Origin of the sequence: Achromobacter sp. NPDC008082, from assembly GCF_042957345.1 — a bacterium.
Lineage (GTDB): Bacteria > Pseudomonadota > Gammaproteobacteria > Burkholderiales > Burkholderiaceae_B > Achromobacter > Achromobacter kerstersii_A.
Genome location: NZ_JBIBIB010000001.1, coordinates 797,367 through 816,759, shown reverse-complemented (window position 1 = coordinate 816,759; position 19,393 = coordinate 797,367). Strand labels below are relative to the sequence as shown.

Annotated in this window: 15 protein-coding genes; 10 read left to right on the top strand and 5 right to left on the bottom strand. The window is 64.2% G+C overall.

Annotated features, from left to right (window positions below; genetic code table 11):
- The 4 genes from ACFZAI_RS03705 to coq7 form a co-directional block, all read right to left on the bottom strand.
- Nucleotides 1-1,026: an SDR family oxidoreductase gene (locus tag ACFZAI_RS03705; RefSeq protein WP_391565638.1), complete on the bottom strand. Its 1,026-nt coding sequence runs from the start codon at nucleotides 1,024-1,026 to the stop codon at nucleotides 1-3.
- 10 nt (nucleotides 1,027-1,036) lie between these two features.
- Nucleotides 1,037-2,314: a Vi polysaccharide biosynthesis UDP-N-acetylglucosamine C-6 dehydrogenase TviB gene (gene tviB / locus ACFZAI_RS03700; protein WP_391565637.1), complete on the bottom strand. Its 1,278-nt coding sequence runs from the start codon at nucleotides 2,312-2,314 to the stop codon at nucleotides 1,037-1,039.
- A 95-nt stretch (nucleotides 2,315-2,409) separates the two neighbouring features.
- Nucleotides 2,410-3,516 carry a glycosyltransferase gene (locus ACFZAI_RS03695; RefSeq protein WP_054423174.1) on the bottom strand — a complete coding sequence of 369 codons (1,107 nt, stop codon included), beginning with the start codon at nucleotides 3,514-3,516 and terminating at the stop codon, nucleotides 2,410-2,412.
- Between the two features lie 780 nt (nucleotides 3,517-4,296).
- Nucleotides 4,297-4,974 (bottom strand): 2-polyprenyl-3-methyl-6-methoxy-1,4-benzoquinone monooxygenase, encoded by a 678-nt coding sequence (gene coq7, locus ACFZAI_RS03690; RefSeq protein WP_391565636.1) that lies wholly within the window; start codon nucleotides 4,972-4,974, stop codon nucleotides 4,297-4,299.
- A 123-nt stretch (nucleotides 4,975-5,097) separates the two neighbouring features.
- On the opposite strand from coq7, the gene ACFZAI_RS03685 reads away from it, so the two are divergent.
- From ACFZAI_RS03685 to ACFZAI_RS03670, 4 genes are all read left to right on the top strand, one after another.
- Nucleotides 5,098-5,541, top strand: a complete 444-nt coding sequence (locus ACFZAI_RS03685; protein ID WP_054423176.1) for an OsmC family protein — start codon at nucleotides 5,098-5,100, stop codon at nucleotides 5,539-5,541.
- 8 nt (nucleotides 5,542-5,549) lie between these two features.
- Nucleotides 5,550-6,521, top strand: coding sequence for a thymidylate synthase (locus tag ACFZAI_RS03680; RefSeq protein ID WP_391565635.1), 972 nt, complete (start codon nucleotides 5,550-5,552; stop codon nucleotides 6,519-6,521).
- A gap of 421 nt (nucleotides 6,522-6,942) precedes the next feature.
- Nucleotides 6,943-9,006 carry a putative bifunctional diguanylate cyclase/phosphodiesterase gene (locus tag ACFZAI_RS03675; RefSeq protein WP_391565634.1) on the top strand — a complete coding sequence of 688 codons (2,064 nt, stop codon included), beginning with the start codon at nucleotides 6,943-6,945 and terminating at the stop codon, nucleotides 9,004-9,006.
- Between the two features lie 119 nt (nucleotides 9,007-9,125).
- Complete coding sequence (locus ACFZAI_RS03670) at nucleotides 9,126-9,617, top strand: dihydrofolate reductase (protein WP_391565633.1); 492 nt, start codon at nucleotides 9,126-9,128, stop codon at nucleotides 9,615-9,617.
- Nucleotides 9,618-9,683: 66 nt separating this feature from the next.
- On the opposite strand, the gene ACFZAI_RS03665 is transcribed toward ACFZAI_RS03670, so the two are convergent.
- Nucleotides 9,684-11,102 (bottom strand): PLP-dependent aminotransferase family protein, encoded by a 1,419-nt coding sequence (locus ACFZAI_RS03665; RefSeq protein WP_391565632.1) that lies wholly within the window; start codon nucleotides 11,100-11,102, stop codon nucleotides 9,684-9,686.
- A 161-nt stretch (nucleotides 11,103-11,263) separates the two neighbouring features.
- On the opposite strand from ACFZAI_RS03665, the gene ACFZAI_RS03660 reads away from it, so the two are divergent.
- The 6 genes from ACFZAI_RS03660 (at nucleotide 11,264) to ACFZAI_RS03635 (ending at nucleotide 19,388) form a co-directional block, all read left to right on the top strand.
- Nucleotides 11,264-12,589 (top strand): aspartate aminotransferase family protein, encoded by a 1,326-nt coding sequence (locus ACFZAI_RS03660; protein ID WP_391565631.1) that lies wholly within the window; start codon nucleotides 11,264-11,266, stop codon nucleotides 12,587-12,589.
- 128 nt (nucleotides 12,590-12,717) lie between these two features.
- Nucleotides 12,718-14,211 (top strand): CoA-acylating methylmalonate-semialdehyde dehydrogenase, encoded by a 1,494-nt coding sequence (locus ACFZAI_RS03655; RefSeq protein WP_391565630.1) that lies wholly within the window; start codon nucleotides 12,718-12,720, stop codon nucleotides 14,209-14,211.
- Nucleotides 14,212-14,348: 137 nt separating this feature from the next.
- Nucleotides 14,349-15,857, top strand: a complete 1,509-nt coding sequence (locus ACFZAI_RS03650; RefSeq protein ID WP_391565629.1) for a M81 family metallopeptidase — start codon at nucleotides 14,349-14,351, stop codon at nucleotides 15,855-15,857.
- Nucleotides 15,858-15,938: 81 nt separating this feature from the next.
- The gene (locus tag ACFZAI_RS03645; protein WP_391565628.1) at nucleotides 15,939-17,504 is read left to right on the top strand and encodes an ABC transporter substrate-binding protein; all 1,566 of its coding nucleotides are present in this window, start codon (nucleotides 15,939-15,941) and stop codon (nucleotides 17,502-17,504) included.
- Nucleotides 17,505-17,531: 27 nt separating this feature from the next.
- Entirely contained in the window at nucleotides 17,532-18,473 is a 942-nt protein-coding gene (locus ACFZAI_RS03640; protein WP_054423185.1) for an ABC transporter permease, read from the top strand.
- A gap of 9 nt (nucleotides 18,474-18,482) precedes the next feature.
- Nucleotides 18,483-19,388: an ABC transporter permease gene (locus ACFZAI_RS03635; RefSeq protein WP_391565627.1), complete on the top strand. Its 906-nt coding sequence runs from the start codon at nucleotides 18,483-18,485 to the stop codon at nucleotides 19,386-19,388.
- The last annotated feature ends 5 nt before the right edge of the window (nucleotides 19,389-19,393 follow it).

Here is a 19,393-nt window from a genome sequence, read left to right as displayed (position 1 = left end):
TCAACGCAGGAATTGCGTGTACCAGGGCATGGCCACTTCCAGGCCTTGCAGCACGGTGTGCGACGGCGCATAGCCCAGCAGACGGCCGGCCTTGCTGACGTCGGCCTGCGAGTGGCGCACATCCCCCGCGCGGAAGTCGGCGTACACCGGCTTCTTGGCGTAGTTCACGCTTTGATTGCCCAGCGCCTTGACCAGGAATCCGAACAGGTCGTTCAACGTGCTGCGGCCGCTGACGGCCACGTTGTAGACCTGGTTGCGGGCTTCCGGCGGGGCCATCGCCGCCAGCAGGTTGGCTTGCACCGCGTTATCCACAAAGCAGAAGTCGCGGCTGGTTTCGCCGTCGCCATTGATGGTGACGTCGTCGCCCTTGATCATCGCGGCGGTCCACTTCGGGATCACGGCGGCGTAGGCGCCATCCGGGTCCTGGCGTTTGCCGAACACGTTGAAATAGCGCAGGCCCACGGTTTCGAAGCCGTACGAGCGGGCGAACACGTCCGCATACAGTTCGTTCACGTACTTGGTCACGGCGTAAGGGGACAACGGCTTGCCGATGTTCTCTTCCACCTTCGGCAAGGCCGGGTGGTCGCCGTACGTGGAGCTGGACGCGGCGTACACGAACGACTTCACACCGGCGTCGCGCGCGGCGACCAGCATGTTCAGAAAGCCGCCGATGTTGACCTCGTTCGTGGTGATCGGGTCTTTCAGCGAACGCGGCACGGAACCCAGCGCGGCTTGGTGCAGCACGAAGTCCACGCCTTCCACGGCGCGCTGGCAAGCGGCCAGGTCACGGATATCGCCTTCAACAAAGTTGAAGCGCGCCCATTGCTCGGGCGACACCGAGGTGCGCACTTCGTCCAGATTGCGCTGGTGGCCGGTGGCGAAGTTATCCAGGCCGGTGACGGTCTGGTTCAGCTTCAGCAGCGTTTCCAAGAGGTTGGAGCCGATAAAGCCGGCGCAGCCGGTGACGAGCCACTTGCGCGGCGCGGCCGACAGTTCCTGCTTGAGGGTCTCAAAACGTGTGGTCATGGCGCAATCCTTACAGACGCAGATCGGATTCGGCGGGCGACAGCACGTATTTCAAGTCGTACAGAATATGTTGCGCCTTGCCCAGCTTGCGGATGCCTTCGGCGCCCAGGGCCTTGAATTGGTTGTGCGCCACCGCGAGGATCACGGCGTCGTACTTGCCTTCTTCGGGCTTGGCGACCGGGGTCAGGCCATATTCATGCACGGCTTCTTCCGGGTCGACCCACGGGTCGTACACGTCGACGTCCACGTTGTAGTCGCCCAGTTCACGCACGATGTCCACGATGCGCGTGTTGCGCAGGTCGGGGCAGTTTTCCTTGAAAGCCAGGCCCATGACCAGCACGCGCGCGCCTTGGACATGGATGCGTTGCTTGGTCATGGCCTTGACCAGCTGCGACACCACGTAGCCGCCCATCGAGTCATTCAGGCGGCGGCCCGCCAGGATGATCTCGGGGTGGTAGCCGATGGATTGCGCCTTGTGGGTCAGGTAGTACGGGTCCACGCCAATGCAGTGGCCGCCGACCAGGCCCGGACGGAACGGCAAGAAGTTCCACTTGGTGCCGGCAGCTTGCAGCACGGCTTCGGTGTCGATGCCCATCTTGTTGAAGATCAGGGCCAGTTCGTTGATCAGCGCAATGTTCACGTCGCGCTGCGTGTTCTCGATCACCTTGGCGGCTTCGGCCACGCGGATGCTGGACGCCTTGTGCGTGCCGGCGGTGATGATTTCCTTGTACAGCTGGTCGACCAGTTCGGCGACTTCGGGCGTGGAGCCGGAAGTGACTTTCTTGATCGTGCTGACGCGGTGTTCTTTGTCGCCCGGGTTGATGCGCTCGGGGCTGTAGCCGGCGTAGAAGTCCACGTTGAACTTCAGGCCCGACACGCGTTCCAGCACCGGTACGCAATCTTCTTCGGTAGCGCCCGGATACACGGTCGATTCATAAATGACGATGTCGCCGCGCTTGAGCACGGCGCCGATCGTTTCGCTGGCCTTGACCAGCGGGGTCAGGTCGGGCTGCTTGTATTCGTCGATCGGCGTGGGCACGGTCACGATGAACACGTTGGCCTGGCCCAGTTCGGCGCGGTCGGCGGTAAAGCTCAGCTGAGCGGCTTGGGCCAGCTCTTCATCGCTGACTTCCAGCGTGTGGTCGTGACCCGCTTTCAATGCGTCGATACGGCGCGTATTGATATCGAACCCGATGACCGAGCGCTTTTTGCCGAACTCCACCGCCAGCGGCAGACCGACGTAGCCAAGGCCAACGACAGCGAGTTTCACATCCTGAATTCGCAACATAACTCTCCCTTCACCGTAGACCGACTACGGCATTTTAAATATGGTCGGGTGATTGATAACCGAGCCCCCGGCGGCAACCACCGGGGCGCTCAAAACTAATCCGAGGTCTTCAAAACGGACGGCAAGAGCAGCCATCCCGGACGGCGCCAGGACACCAGGCGCGCATACAGCCAGATGTAGACGCTGGCGAACACCACCAGACTGGCGCAGAGCGCCCAGGCGTTGTCCCACCAGATGGTGGCCGGCACCAAACCGATCAACGCCAGCACCCACATGTAGGGCGACGCCATCGCGTTGCACAGCGCCGGCACGGCATGACGGCGGCCGCGGCTGAACGTCACACGCACCAGGCGGCGGAACACCAGCTGGTGCAAGTGCAGCGCATCCGGCTGATCGACCGGCACGCCGCGCTTGAAGCGGCGGCGCCAGATCGAAAAGCCCGTTTCGAATACCGGGTAGAACAGCACGGCCAGTGCGTAGAACGGCGACACCGACGGGTTGCGCACCACCAGCAACACGGCCAGCTCCGCCAGCATGAAGCCGAGGAAGTACGCGCCGCCATCGCCCAGGAATACGCGGCCAAATGGGAAGTTCCAAACCAGGAAGCCCAACGTGGCCGAGGCCAAGGCCGCGGAAATCAGGAAGATCGGCACGTCGCCCACTTGCAGCGCCACCAGGCTGATCGACACCGCCATCAACGTGGCGACCATGCCGGCCAGGCCGTTCATGCCGTCAACAATGTTTAGCGCATGCGTACAGCCGCCCACCGCAAACATGGTGAACAGCAGCGACACGGGCCAATAGGACAGCACGTAATCCACCGGCGCCATGCCGACACGGCTGACGCCGCCCAGCAGCCACCACGCAATTGCGGCCGACAAAAAGGCCGCCAGCAAACGCTTGCTGGCGCCGATATCTTTGGTGATGTCTTCGAGCAAGCCCGCGACGAACACCGGCAAGGCGGCAACGAACAGCGCCGGCCAGAGCCAGGTCAAGGTCATGTTTGCGGGACCCAGCACAAGCAGGCCCAGCAGCGTGCCGGCAAGCACGGCCAAACCGCCGACGCGAGGCGTGGCGCGAGAATGGTTGGCTTGCGGTTTATTGAGGTCGCTGTCGCCGGTAAAACGGCCATGCCAGCGTTCCGACCAGACGATCGCCCCGCCAACAAGGAACGCGACCACGCATATGTACAGCCAGGTCACAAGATCACCTCTGGTTGGTCTATCGAGACAGGCCCGCCATTATCGGGGGCAGGTGTAACGCCCATATATGGGAGCGATAAGGAAGTGCAATTCACAGGCACGAAACGTAACACCCGAATTTGGGCCGTTCGAACGCCAACCCGCCGTGGCCGGGAAGGGGCGGATGCAACAACACCGCGAACGCGCGGAAGGTCAGGTTTCATGCGAAGGATTGTAGATCTTTCCGCCCGCGAACACGCGAAATATCCCAGGGAAAACGCGGATGCCGCCATAGGGAGGAGATGTGGATTGGCCGCGCTGGCTGTGTCGCGCCCCGAATAAATAGGGACGGATTATTTCGGCTTAAAAAAAAGCCCGAGATCGTGAGATCTCGGGCTAAATCCACCAAAGGAGGAGGGTGGAGGAGACAACCGTGGCATGTTGGGAGCTGAACTTCCGCTCGCTGCGCTGTCGGGGTTTTGCACCGCGCCGACTGCGTTTCAACATCCGATGAGTGAATAGTACCGAGGTTTTTTGTGCGTTGCAAGAATTTTTTTAATCTCTTTAGCAGGCCGGATTTCACGTTGCGTTTTTGCCGCAAATTTCAATCCGACCCTCTGAAGACCCGCACAAACAGTAGGTCTAGCCAAAAAAAGGGTTTTTGCCGAATGGGTAAACCCCTTGGGGATTTACCCTGAATGGCACCGGGTAATCCCACCCTGTTTTTTGCACCAGATCAGTGCGCCGCGCACCACAACGTTGCGGATTTTGCGCACTGCAACATTTTGGCAACGGCCAATTTCAGATCCAGTATGCGGTCGTCGTCATGACCTTCGACATGGCGCGCATAGCCGTCTTTACTGGGCCCGGCAGCGGCACGCCCCCTGCCCGCTCGGCGCTGGCGCGGTGCTCGGCCTCGTCATCCTTCATCTTTCGGACGATCTCGCGCGAGCGTTCGTCTTGCACCGGCAAGGTGCGTAAATGTTCTTCCAGATGGGCCTCGACCTGCCGCTCGGTTTCGGCCATGAAGCCCAAATTTTTTGGCACGCCGGCAACACTGGCCAGCACGCCCATGGCGAAAGACCCCGCATACCAGACCGGATTCAGCAGGCTGGGCCGGCTGTTCAGCTCGGTCAACCGTTCGTTGCACCAGACCAGGTGGTCGACTTCTTCCGACGCCGCATTCAGCAGCAGCGCGCGCGGCGCGGGGTCCCGGCACACCGACGCCTGCCCCCGATACAACGCCTGCGCGCAGACTTCGCCCACATGGTTCACCCGCATCAAGCCGGCCGCGTGACGCTTTTCCTGCGCGGACAGGGTATCCGGCGCTTCGGGGGCTTTGGCGGGATAGGGCCTGCCGGCGGTGGCGCTGTTGGACAGCACGCGCAGCGCGCGGTCGGCTTCGGCCAGCAAGGCATCCAGGGGGCTCGTCCGGCGCAGGAAGGAAACAGGGCCGGATCGGGGCAAGGCGGTGGACATGGACTACTCCTCGAGAAGACTGGCGCGCACACCCCTGATGCGGGGCGGGGCTCTCGTGCCTGGAATTGTACGCAACAGGTATCATCAGCCATTGACTGCGCTCAAAGCTCAAGGACACTCGAAATGGAATGCACGATCGACTGGGGCGGCCCCAATGGCATGCTCTTTACCGCCAGCACCGGCAGCGGCCATGTGGCCGTGATGGATGGCGCTGTAGATGGCGGCGGACACAATCTGGCCCCCCGCCCGATGGAAATGCTGCTGGCCGGCACCGGCGGCTGCACGGCCTATGACGTCGTGCTGATCCTGAAGCGTGGCCGCCATGCGGTCACGGGTTGCAGTGTCAAGCTCCAGGCTGATCGCGCCGATACCGACCCGAAGGTCTTCACCCGCATCCATTTCGCCTTCACCGTTACCGGCCGCAATCTGCCGCAAGCCGCCGTTGAACGCGCGGTGCAGTTGTCGCACGAGAAGTACTGCTCGGCCTCGGCCATGCTGGAAAAGACCGCGGCGATGACGTTCTCGGTTGAAATCGTCGACACGCAGGAAGCGCCCGCCGCTGCCTGAGGACCGCCATGAAACAATATCTAGACCTCGTTCAATCCATCCTGGACACCGGCTCGTGGCAGGAAAACCGAACGGGCATCCGCACGATCAGCATGCCGGGCGCGTCGCTGCGCTTCGACCTGCAAAAAGGCTTCCCCGCCGTCACCACCAAGAAGCTGGCCTTCAAGTCGGCCATCGGCGAAATGGTGGGTTTCATGCGGGCCTCGCGCAGCGCCGCGGAATTCCGTGAACTGGGCTGCAAGGTCTGGGACCAGAACGCCAACGAGAACAGCCAGTGGCTGGCCAACCCGTATCGCGAAGGCCCGGACGACCTGGGCCCCGTGTACGGCGTGCAATGGCGCCAGTGGCCTGCCTATAAAGTATTGGACGCCAGCCGCCCGGCCCAGATCGAAGACGCCTTGTCCCGCGGCTACGCCAAAGTCGCCGACCTGAACGAAGGCGGCGTGCCGAAGGTGCTGATGTACAAGGCGGTGGACCAGTTGCGTCAATGCCTGGACACCATCCACGAACGCCCGGGCGACCGCCGCATCCTGTTCCACGGCTGGAACTGGGCGCAGATCGAAGAAATGGCGCTGCCGCCCTGCCATCTGCTCTATCAATTCCTGCCCAACGCGAGCACGCGCGAAATCTCGCTCTGCCTGTACATCCGCTCCAACGATGTCGGGCTGGGCACGCCGTTCAATCTGACGGAAGGCGCTGCGCTGCTGCACCTGGTGGGCCGCCTGACGGGCTACACCCCGCGCTGGTTCACCTACTTCATTGGCGACGCGCACATCTACGAAAACCACCTGCCGATGCTGCGCGAACAGCTCACCCGCGAGCCGTACGAATCGCCCAAGCTGGTGCTGTCTGATCGCATCCCCGATTTCGCCGTCACGGGCCGCTACGAACCCGAATGGCTGGAAAAGGTGGAACCGGGCGATTTCTCGTTGTCCGGCTACACGCATCACGCCCCCCTCACCGCGCCCATGGCCGTGTAAGATCGCGCCCGGCTTGCCGACTCCGGCAACCCGGTACGCGCCCCCCAACCGCCGCTGGCGCAGGCGCGGCGGTTTTGCCGCGCTCGTCGGCCTTAAGTGAAGATTGGTGAGCTTCTGGAAGCGCGATTTCGGTATAACCCATCCCTTAGCCACGGACGCGCGTCTGGTTTTTCGTTCGCGCTCTGGCTTCCGACCGGCCCATGCCGCGCCGCGCCTGTCGCTTGCCGCGATGCTGCGCGGCACTTCCGGCAGCGCCGACCGCAGGCATTGCTTGCCGCATCCCCCTTCCCGACAAGAGAGTACGTAAATCGCCAGCGTCGACTGCAGCAGTGTCTTGCGACCCAATTGCAACGGTTGACTACTAATTGATTTGATTTGAGGCCGGCGCGACGCAGTAAGCGCTCAGGACAGGACCCCACACATGCTCGTTGGAACTTATAACCCTTCGCTCGTCCTCGTATCCTTAGGGGTCGCCATCCTGGCGTCGTATACGGCGTTGGGCATGGCCAATCGCGTAAGGGCCTCGAACGGGCTGCCCGCTGCGCGCTACTGGCTGGCGGGCGGTGCGTTCGCCATGGGCATCGGCATCTGGTCCATGCACTTTGTCGGCATGCTGGCTTTCAATCTGCCCATCCCCATGGGCTACGACCTGCCGCTGACCGCCTTGTCGCTGGCCATCGCCATCGGCTGCTCCGCCTTCGCGCTCTGGATAGTCTGCAAGGATGAACTGCCCTGGCCCAGATTGGCGGCCGGAGCCTTGCTGATGGGCGCGGGCATCGCGGCGATGCACTACCTGGGCATGGCCGCCATGCGGATGGCGCCCGGCATCATCTACGATGCCAAGTGGTTCGTGCTGTCGATCGTGATCGCCGTGGCCGCCTCGGGCGCCGCGCTGTGGATTACGTACCGGCTGCGCCATGACGGCCCGCGCGTGGCCTTGTCCCGCCCGCTGGCATCGGTCGTCATGGGCATCGCGATCGTGGGCATGCATTATTCGGGCATGGAAGCCGCGGGCTTTCCGGCGGGCAGCATCTGCATGGCTGCGGATGGCGGCATCTCGGCCGGCTGGCTGGCCATTGCCGTGACCGCCGTCACGCTGAGCGTGCTGGCCATTGCCCTGGTCGTGGCCGTGCTGGACAACCGGCTGGAGGCGCGCACGTCGGCGCTGGCCTCGTCATTGGCCGAAGCCAACGAAGAGCTGGTGCAACTGGCGCTGCACGACACGCTGACCAAGCTGCCCAACCGCATCCTGCTTGAAGACCGCATGGAGCAGGCGATTGAAAGCGCGAGCCGCCGCAAAGGCTATTTCGCCGTGCTCTTCTTTGACCTGGACGGGTTCAAGGCGGTCAATGACGCGTATGGCCACCACACCGGCGACGCCCTGCTGATCGACCTGGCCCAACGCATTCGCCAGACGCTGCGCACGCAGGACACCGTTGCCCGCCTGGGCGGTGACGAATTCATCGTATTAAGCGAAGTCATCGAACCCACCGACGCCGCCAACGTGGCCGACCGCCTGATCGAAGCCATCGCCCGCCCCGTCATGGTCTATGGCCACGAAGTGCTGGTGACCTCAAGCGTGGGCATCGCCATCTACCCCAACGATGGCGAAGACACCCATACACTGCTGACCAACGCCGACGCCGCGATGTATCACGCCAAGCGCCTGGGCGGCACCGGCTACAGCTTCTTCGAGCCGTCCATGAACGCGGACGCGCATGAACAGATCGAATTGCTGCACGACCTGCGGCTGGCGCAGGAACGCGGCCAGTTCGTGCTGCACTATCAGCCCAAGTACGAAGCGCCCGCCGGCCCCATCATGGGCGCCGAAGCGCTGCTGCGCTGGAACCATCCCACGCGCGGCCTGGTTGGGCCGGATCAGTTCATTCCCACCGCTGAGAAGACCGGCCTGATCCTGTCGATTGGGGAATGGGTCATCAACGAAGCCTGCCGCCAGATGCGCGAATGGATCAACGCCGGCCAAGGCCACTGGACCATCGCCGTCAACATTTCGGCCTTGCAGTTCGCCCACGCGAGCCTGGTGGAAACCGTGCGCTCGGCGCTGGCGCGCCACGATGTGCCGCCCGCCTGCCTGACCCTGGAAGTGACCGAATCCACCGCCATGCGCGACGCCGAAGCCAGCCTGGCCGTGCTCAAGCGCCTGTCGGGGCTGGGCGTGACCATTTCCATCGACGACTTCGGCACCGGCTATTCCAGCCTGCTGTATCTGAAGCGCCTGCCCGCCACCGAATTGAAGATCGACCGCGGCTTTGTGAACCAGCTGGAAAACGACAACGAAGACGCGGCTATTGTGTCCGCCATCGTCGCGCTGGCGCAGCAATTGAACCTGCGGATCGTGGCCGAGGGCGTGGAAACCGCCGCACAACAGAAATTCCTGACGGGCCTGGGCTGCGATTCGCTGCAAGGCTTCCTGCTGGGCCGCCCGATGCCGGCCACGGAATTCCTGGAACACGCGGTGGGTTGAAGCGGGGGGGATAAGGCCGGCCTGACCGGGGGCCGGCCCTGACCGGGCGGCGGAATTTGCTACGCTTACGCCGTTGCGCTGGCCGACTCCCGGCCCGCCCCCAACCGTAGCAAGCCCGCATGCCCGCCAGCCTTACCCTGATCGTCGCCTACTCCACCAATCGCGCCATCGGCCGCGACAACGCCCTGCCCTGGAAACTGCCGGGCGATCTGGCGCATTTCAAACGCAGCACGCTGGGCCACCCCATCATCATGGGCCGCAAGACCTGGGAGTCACTGGGCCGCCCGCTGCCGGGCCGCGCCAACATCGTCATTAGCCGCAACCCGGACTTCGCCGCTACGGGCGCCACCGTCGTGCCTACCCTGCAAGCCGCCATTGCCGCCTGCGGCGATGTGGCTCAAGCCTTCGTGATTGGCGGTGCGCAGATCTACACGCACGCGCTGCCGCTGGCCGCGCGGGTGCTGGCAACCGAAGTGCATGCCGACGTGGAAGGCGATGCGTTTTTCCCGTTGCTGCCCGCCTTCCAATGGAAGGAAACCGCACGCGAAAAGCAGCCGGCGGAAAACGGGTATGACTACGATTTTGTGACCTACGAGCGGGCGGGCGCCTGACGGGGCTTGCGGGTCAAAAAGCAGCGCAGCGCGGGCGAACGACGCACGCCGGCGCTGCGTCGCCCATCAAACCGCCCCCGCATTCCTCATGAACCGCCACAATGCCGGCGCCTCTGAATACGCCACATTGAACCGCACCCAGGGCGTATCGGCTTCATCCACTTCAAAGTAAGACCCCGGCGCCAGCCAGATACCGTCCTTCAGCGCCAATTCGGCCAGGCCGTTCGCGCCGCGCGTCCGCCATTCTCCCGCCACCTTGGCCCACAGGAACAGGCCGCCTTGGGGCCGCCCATACACGTCGAATCCGTGCTGCCGCATCTGCTCGGCCACCACGGTGTGCGCCCCGGCCAGCCGTTCCCGCGTGCGCGCGATGTGCGCCCGGTAGCGCCCTTCGCGAATGACTTGGTGCACGATGCGCTCCATGATTTCGGGCGAGGTCAGCCCCACCGCCATCTTCGTGCGCGCAATGTCACGCACCAGATCACGATGCGCCACCACATACCCCACCCGCACCGACGGGCTGATGACCTTGGAGTAGCCGCCCAGATACACCACTCGCCGCGCGCCATCCAGCGCCGCCAGCATCGGCGTCACGCCCGGCGCCAGCTCGCGCGAGATATCGTCTTCAATCACCCACAAGCCATGCCGCTCGGCCGCTTGCAGAATCTGGAACGCGTTGGCCATGCCGATGCTGGCGCCCGACGGGTTCTGCAACGCGGTGTTGATGAACAGCGCGCGCGGCCGGTGTTGGGCCGCCACGCGCTCCAGCGCGTCGCAATCCAGTCCGTCCACGGTGCGCGGCACCGGCACCACGCGCAGCCCCGCCAGCCGCAGCATCTGCAACAGGTTCGCGTAGGCGGGCTGTTCGACCACCACCGTGTCGCCCGGCCGCAGCAGCGTGCGGATCACCATGTCCAGCCCATGCGTGACGCCCTGGGTCAGCAGCACCTGCGACACCTCCACGTCCATGCCCTGCGCGCTTAACGTGGCCGCGATGGTCTCGCGCAACGGCGCGTAGCCATACGGATGCCCGTAATTGGCGATACGCATGGCCGGCACGCGCCCCATATGCCGCAGCGCCACGTGCATGCCTTCTTCATTCAGCCATTCACCGGGCAGCCAGCCGCAACCCGATTTGATCGGGATGGAATGGTCCGCAAAGATGTCCGACAGCAGCCAGCCGGCATTCAGCCGCGGCGGCTCCCATGACAGCGGCTCGCCCCGGCGCGCGGGCGCGTCGGGCGTGGCCACCCGGTAGCCCGCGCCGGGCCGCGCCGCCAGCCAGCCCAGCGACACCAGCCGGCTGTAGGCGCTGGCCACCGTGAAGGTGCTGACACCGTACTGCCGGGCAAACTCGCGCACCGAGGGTAGGGACATACCCGGACGCAGGGTCTGTTCCTCGATGGCGCGCAGAATGGCCGCGACCAGCTGCTCGACGAGCGTCGGCGCGAGTCCACGGGCACGGTTGGGCTGGAAATCAATCACGGGGATAACTGTACAGTTGGGCCACTCGTGACTATACAGTTAGCGGCCTTTGCGCAGATCGTATATTTTCATTCCCCGTAGGACGTACCAGAATCATTCGAATCGCGGCGGCTGCGCCCTATACATGCAGACCCGCCGCTTGTCCTTACCCTGGAGCCGCCATGAACGCCCCCGCCGAGTTGCCCGATCTGTCTCATCTCTGGATGCCCTTCACTGCCAACAAGCAGTTCAAGGCGCACCCGCGCATGCTGGCAACGGCCAAAGGCATGCATTACACGTCGGCCGATGGCCGCCAGATTCTGGACGGCACCGCCGGCCTGTGGTGCGTTAACGCCGGCCACGGCCGCCAGGAAATCGTCGACGCGATCTCCCGCCAGGCCGGCATCATGGATTACGCGCCAGGCTTCCAGCTGGGCCACCCGCTGGCCTTCGAAGCCGCCACCGCCGTCGCCGGCCTGATGCCGCAAGGGCTGGACCGCGTCTTCTTCACGAACTCGGGTTCCGAATCCGTCGACACCTCGCTGAAAATTGCCCTGGCCTACCACCGCGCCCGCGGCGAAGGCCAGCGCACCCGCCTGATCGGCCGTGAACGCGGCTACCACGGCGTGGGCTTTGGCGGCATCTCGGTCGGCGGCATTTCGACCAACCGCAAAACGTTCTCGGGCGCGCTGCTGCCCGCCGTCGACCACCTGCCCCACACGCACAACCTGGAGCAGAACGCCTACTCCCAGGGTCAGCCTGCCTGGGGCGCGCACCTGGCCGAAGAACTGGAACGCATCGTCGCCCTGCACGACGCGTCCACCATCGCGGCGGTCATCGTCGAACCCATGGCGGGCTCGACCGGCGTGCTGATTCCGCCCAAGGGCTATCTGGAAAAGCTGCGCGAGATCACGTCCAAGCACGGCATCCTGCTGATTTTTGACGAAGTCATCACCGCCTACGGCCGCCTGGGCGCCGCCACTGCCTCGGAATTCTTCGGCGTCACGCCGGACATCATCGCCATGGCCAAGGGCGTCAGCAACGCCGCCGTGCCGGCGGGCGCGGTGGCCGTCAAACGCGAAGTCCACGACGCCATCGTCAACGGCCCCGCGGGCGGCATCGAATTCTTCCACGGCTATACCTATTCGGCGCACCCGCTGGCCGCGGCCGCCATTCTGGCCACGCTGGATATCTACCGCCGCGATGGGCTTTTCGCCCGCGCCCGTGAATTGTCTGGCGCCTTCCAGCAAGCCGCGCACAGCCTGAAGGGCGCGCCGCACGTCATCGACGTGCGCAATCTGGGCCTGGTCGCCGGCATTGAACTGTCTCCGCGTGCCGGTGCGCCGGGCGCACGTGCAGGCGAAGTGTTCCAGAAGTGCTTCGACAACGGCCTGATGGTGCGTTATACCGGCGACATCATCGCCGTCTCGCCGCCGCTGATCATCGACGAGGCACAGATCGGCCAGATCTTCGAGCAGATCGGCAAGGTGCTGAAAGAGGTCGCTTGAGCCTGACCACAAGCCCAAGATGGTGACCCAATCCACGCGGCCCTGCCGCGCATCCTGACCCAATCCCGCGGGCGGCCGATGGCCGCCCTCGGGCGTTTTTAAAGAACTCCGCTTCGAGCCTCCGCACCATGAAGAAGATTCCTCATTTCATCAACGGCCAACACTACGAAGGCCGCAGCAGCCGCTACGCTGATGGCTTCAACCCCGCCACCGGCGAGATCTGCTCGTCGATTCCGCTGGCCTCCAACGAAGACGTGTCGCTGGCCGTCGCCGCCGCCAAGGCGGCGTTCCCGGCCTGGTCGGAAACCCCGGCGCTCAAGCGCGCGCGCATCCTGTTCAACTTCAAGGCGCTCCTGGATCAGCACCAGGACGAACTGGCTGAACTCATCACCCGCGAACATGGCAAGGTCTTCTCCGACGCCAAGGGCGAAGTGATGCGCGGCATCGAAATCGTGGAATTCGCCTGCGGCATTCCGCAACTGCTCAAGGGCCAGTACTCCGACCAGATCGGCGGCGGCATCGACAACTGGAGCATGCGCCAGGCCCTGGGCGTGGTGGCCGGCGTAACGCCGTTCAACTTTCCGATGATGGTGCCGTGCTGGATGTTCCCCGTCGCCATCGCCTGCGGCAACACCTTCGTGCTCAAGCCCTCTGAACGCGACCCGTCAGCGTCCCTGCGCCTGGCCGAACTGCTGACCGAAGCCGGCCTGCCGCCGGGCGTCTTCAACGTCGTGCATGGCGACAAGCAATCCGTTGACGCGCTGATCGCGCATCCGGACGTTGAAGCGCTGTCGTTCGTGGGGTCGACCCCCATCGCCGAATACATCTACGCCGAAGGCACCAAGCGCGGCAAGCGCGTGCAAGCCTTGGGCGGCGCGAAGAACCACCTGGTGGTGATGCCCGATGCCGACCTCGACCAAGTCACCGACGCGCTGATGGGCGCGGCCTACGGCTCGGCCGGCGAACGCTGCATGGCAATTTCCGTGGCCGTGGCGGTGGGCGACGTGGCCGACAAGGTGGTCGAACGCCTGACCCCGCGCGTGAAGGCGCTGGTCGTCAAAGACGGCATGCAGCCGGATGCCGAAATGGGCCCGCTCGTCACCGCGCAGCATCGCAACAAGGTCGTGGGCTACATCGAAGACGGCATCGCATCCGGCGCCGATCTGGTGGTGGACGGCCGCGGCCTGAAGGTGCCGGGCAACGAAAAGGGCTACTTCCTGGGCGGCACGCTGTTTGACAACGTCAAGCCCACGATGAACATCTATCGCGAAGAAATCTTCGGCCCCGTGCTGTGCATCGTGCGCGTGCCCGACTTTGCCAGCGCGGTCGAACTCATCAACGCGCATGAGTTCGGCAACGGCGTGGCGTGCTTCACGTCCGACGGCGGCGTAGCGCGCGCATTCGCCCGCCAGATCAAGGTGGGCATGGTCGGCATCAACGTGCCGATTCCCGTGCCGATGGCCTGGCATTCGTTTGGCGGCTGGAAGCGTTCGCTGTTTGGCGACCACCACGCGTACGGCGAAGAAGGCATCCGCTTCTACTCGCGCTACAAGAGCGTGATGCAGCGCTGGCCGGACAGCATCGCCAAGGGCGCGGAATTCACCATGCCCGTGGCGAAGTAATCCCCGGCTACGCTCCACACCGTTTCAACCAGACAGTCAGAAGGACGCATTACCCAGCTTGAGCACAGGGCGCGGCCACGGCCGCGCCCGCCCAGCAATACGACACAGCAACAACACACAACACAAGGGGATGCCTGATGCGCATCGGGATAGGCGGCTTTCAGCATGAAACCAATACGTTCGCGCCTTCGCGCGCCACGTGGGAAGACTTTGCAGAAAAAGGCGGAGGCTGGCCCAAGCTAGTCAGCGGCCCCGCGATGTTTCAGGCGGTAGCAGGTGCGAACATCCCTGTTGCCGGCTTCATCGAAGCCATGGCGCAGCACACGCTCGTGCCCACCACTTGGGCGGCGGCCAGCCCGTCCGGCCTGGTCACCAAAGACGCGTTCGAACGCATCAGCGCCATGATCCTGCAAGGCCTGTCGGTGGCGTTGCCGCTGGACGGCGTGTACCTGGATCTGCACGGCGCGATGGTCACCGAGCATCTGGATGACGGCGAAGGTGAGCTGCTCAAGCGCGTGCGCGAATTGGTAGGCCCGGATGTGCCTGTTGTGGCCAGCCTGGACTTGCACGCGAACGTCACGCGCAAGATGGTGGCCCACGCCGACGCGCTGGTTTGCTATCGCACGTATCCCCACATCGACATGGCCGAGACCGGGCAACGCGCCGCCGCGCTGCTGTCCCTGCGTCTGGCCGGCGTGCCGCGCCCGTATGCGGCGTTGCGCGCCCTGCCCTATCTGATTTCGCTGTGCTGGCAATCCACCGACATCGAGCCGTCGCGCAGCCTGTATGCGCTGGTGGGCGAGATCGAAACGCGCGGCGCAACAAGCCTGTCTTTCGCCACCGGTTTTCCGGCGGCAGACTTCCCCGAATGCGCGCCCACCGTGTGGGCCTACGGCGCCACGCAAGCCGATGCCGATGCCGCCGCCGATGAAATGACGCGCGCCGTGTTGAACGCGGAACGCGACTTTGGCGGCAAGCTCTACACGCCCGACGAAGCCGTGCAGGAAGCCATGCGGCTGGCCCGCGACGCCACGAAACCCGTCGTCATCGCCGACGCGCAAGACAACCCCGGCGCAGGCGGCAGTTCCGACACCACCGGCATGCTGCGCGCCCTGATCCGGCACGATGCGCGCGACACGGCGATTGGTCTGATTGTTGACCCTGCCGCAGCGCTGGCCGCGCATCGTGCAGGCGTGGGAAACAAGGTTCGGATTGCACTAGGTGGACACTCGGGTATTCCCGACGACGAACCGCTGGACACCGAATTCATTGTCGAGAAAACTTCAGACGGACGCTTCGATACGCACGGCGCGTTCTACCGCGGATTTCACATGGACCTGGGCCCCAGCGCCTGCCTGCGCATCGGCGGCGTACGCATCATCGTCGCCTCTAACAAGGTGCAGATGGCCGACCAGGAAATGTTCCGATTCGCGGGGGTTGAACCCACGCGCGCCGCGATTCTGGTGGTGAAGAGTTCCGCGCATTTCCGCGCGGATTTCACGTCCATCTCGCACACGATCCTGGTGTGCGCCGCCCCTGGCTCCATGCTGATGGATGCGGCAAAACAACCATGGACACGGTTGCGTCCCGGCATCAGAATGGCGCCTTGCGGGCCGGTCTTTTCCGGCCTGCCCGCAACAGCCTGACCCTCGCACGCCGCCATCGAGCGGCGCGTTAACGACGTAGCGGCCGACCGCGCCGCTCACACCGCTTCAAGGGGAACCTTCATGCTCAAGTTTGTTCGAGCGGCCGCGCTGGCCGGTGCAACGCTGATGATGGCTCACGGCGCTTACGCCGAAACCGTCATCAAGTCTGTGATGCACTCGCCGTTGCGCTTGACCGACCCGCACGCCACCACCGCGTACATCACGACGTGGCACGGCTACATGATCTACGACACGTTGCTGGCCACCGATGCCGACAACAAGATCCAGCCCCAGATGCTTGAGAAGTGGGACGTCTCGCCGGATGGCAAGACCTACACGATGACGTTGCGCGCCGGCCAGAAATGGCACGACGGCAAGCCCGTCACGTCCGAAGATTGCGTGGCGTCGATCAAGCGCTGGGCCGCAGGCGACGGCATGGGCCGCACCTTGCTGAAGTTCACCGACAAGATCGAAGTCATCGACGACAACAGCTTTCGCATCGTCATGAAGGAACCCACGGACCTGGCGTTGCGCGCCCTGTCCAAGCCCACCGGCACTGCGCCGTTCATGATGCCCAAGCGCATCGCCGAACAGGCCATCGGCCAGCCCATCACCGACATGACGGGCTCCGGTCCGTTCAAGGTGATCGAGTTCAAGCCGGGCGTGAAGACGGTGTACGCCAAGAATGCCGACTACGTGCCGCGCAAGGAACCCGCAAGCGGCCTGGCCGGCGGCAAGGTCGTGAACGTGGACAAGGTGGAATGGGACGTCATGCCTGATGCGCTCACCACCGCCAACGCGCTCTTGGGCGGCGAGATCGATTTCGTCGAACAGTTCCCGTATGACCTGCTGCCGATGATTGAAGGCAACCCGGACCTGAAGGAAGAATCGCTCAGCCCGGTCGGTTACTTCACGATGTACCGCTTCAACTTCAAGCACCCGCCGTTCAACAACAAGAAGATCCGTCAGGCCGCGATGTACGCGATCGGCCAGGAAGACGTGATGAAGGCCCTGGTCGGCAATCCGAAGTACTGGAAGACCTGCGCCTCGTTGTGGGGCTGCGGCACGCCGATGGAAAGCGATATTGGCAAGGACGTCGTCGTTCCGTCGAACATCGAAAAGGCCAAGGCGCTGCTGAAGGAAGCGGGTTACGACAACACGCCCATCCTCGTCATGCACGCGACCGACGTGGGCACGCTGTCCGCGCAACCCGTCGTGATGGCGCAAGCGCTGCGCAAGGCGGGCTTTAACGTCAACCTGGCTGCGATGGATTGGCAAAGCGTGGCGACCCGCCGCGCCTCCAAGGCCGCACCGGCCGAAGGCGGCTGGAACATCCACAACACCAACTGGTACGCCACTGACGTGATGGACCCGGTGCGTTCCGCGCCCGCCGCCGCCAACGGCGACAACGCCTGGTTCGGCTGGCCCGACATGCCGCAAGTGGAAGAACTGCGCACGAAGTTCGCGCTGACTTCCGACCCCGCCGAGCAAAAGAAGATCGCCGACGAATTGCAGCGCATCGGCATCGACGAAGGCCTGTACGTGCCGCTGGGCCAGATGTCCGTGCCCACCGTCTATTCGACCAAGCTCTCCGGCCTGGTGCATGCACCGGTCTTTGCGTTCTGGAACGTCAAGAAAGCTCCGTAAAGGGGCAAGCAGTTCAGGGGGAAATACATGCTGGCATTTGTCTCACGCCGGCTCCTCGCGACCATCCCCGTTCTGGTGATGGTCGCGGTGGTGGTCTTCGCGATATTGCGTTTCAGCCCGGGCGACCCGGCCATCATCATGGCGGGCGACGGCGCCACGCCTGAACGTATCGTCCAGATACGGCAGACGATGGGCCTGGATCAACCGGTCATCAAACAGTTCTTCATCTGGGGCGGCAAGCTCCTGCAAGGCGACCTGGGCACCTCGCTCATGTCGGGCGTGCCGGTCACCAAACTGATCGCACAACGCCTTGAGCCGTCGCTGAGCCTGGCGGTGCTGACCTTGGTCTTTACGCTGCTGGTGGCCATTCCGCTGGGCATTCTGGCGGCGTGGCGGCAGGGCAAGCTGCTGGACCGCGCCGTGATGGGCTTTTCAGTGCTGGGCTTTTCCGTGCCGGTGTTCGTCACCGGGTATTTGCTGATCTGGCTGTTCGCGATCAAGCTGGGCTGGTTCAACGTGCAGGGCTATGCGCCGCTGGACAAGGGCTTCTGGCTCTATCTGCACCGGCTCATCCTGCCGTCGCTGGCCTTGTCCACGGTCTATGTGGCGTTGATTGCGCGCATCACGCGCACCAGCGTCATCGAGGTCATGGGCGAAGACTTCATCCGCACCGCCCGCTCCAAGGGCCTGGGTGAAACCGGCGTGCTGCTGGGCCACGCGCTGCGCAACGCGGCCGTGCCCATCGCCACCGTCGTGGGCCTGGGCATCGCGCTGCTGATCAGCGGCGTGGTCGTGACCGAATCGGTGTTCAACATCCCCGGCCTGGGCCGTCTGGTGGTGGAAGCCGTGCTGGCGCGTGACTACCCCGTGATTCAGGGCCTGACCCTGTTCTTCGCGTTCGTCTACGTGTTCATCAATCTGGTTGTCGATTGCGCCTACACGGTGTTCGACCCGCGCATCCGATACTAGGGAAGAGCCATGCACACGCCAACCGATGCCGCTGCGCAAGCGGCTGCCGACCTCCCCGGAGGCGGCAACCCTCACACTACCGCCTGGCGGCAAGTCCGCCAGGGCCTGAAAAGCTGGCCGGTCATGCTGGCGCTCGTGGTGCTCGCCACCATCGTCGCCATCGCCGTGTTCGCGCCGCTGCTGGGCACGGTCGACCCCACTTACATCAACCCGGGCGCACGCCTGAAGCAACCCTTCACCGACTACCTGTTCGGCACCGACGCCTTCGGCCGCGACGTCTGGTCGCGCGTGGCCTATGGCGCGCGCATCTCGCTGATTGCGGGCCTGGGCGCCGCCGTCGTCAGCGTGGTGATTGGTCTGGTCATCGGCGTCATCGCCGGCTGGTTCCGTTCGCTGGACGGGCTGATCATGCGCACGATGGACGCCATCATGGCCATTCCCGGCATCCTGCTGGCGATTGCCCTGGTGTCCGTAACCGGCGCCAGCATCACGACCGTGCTGGTCGCCATCACCATCCCCGAAATTCCGCGGGTGGTGCGGCTGGTGCGCGGGCAGATCCTGACGGTGCGCGGCGAGCCTTATGTGGAAGCCGCGCTGGCGCTGGGCACGCCGCTGCCGCTGCTGCTGTGGCGCCACATGGTGCCCAGCACCATCGCGCCGCTGACGGTGCAAGGCACGTACGTGTTCGCGTCCGCCATGCTGACCGAGGCCATCTTGAGCTTCCTGGGCGCGGGCATCCCGCCCGAGATCGCATCCTGGGGCAACATCATGTCCGAAGGCCGCATGTACTTCCGCATGCTGCCCGGCCTGATTCTCTTTCCCGGCCTGTTCCTGTCGCTGACGGTGCTCAGCGTGAACATCCTGGGCGACGCCCTGCGCGATGCGCTGGACCCGAAAATGGTGCGCAGGATCTGATGCCG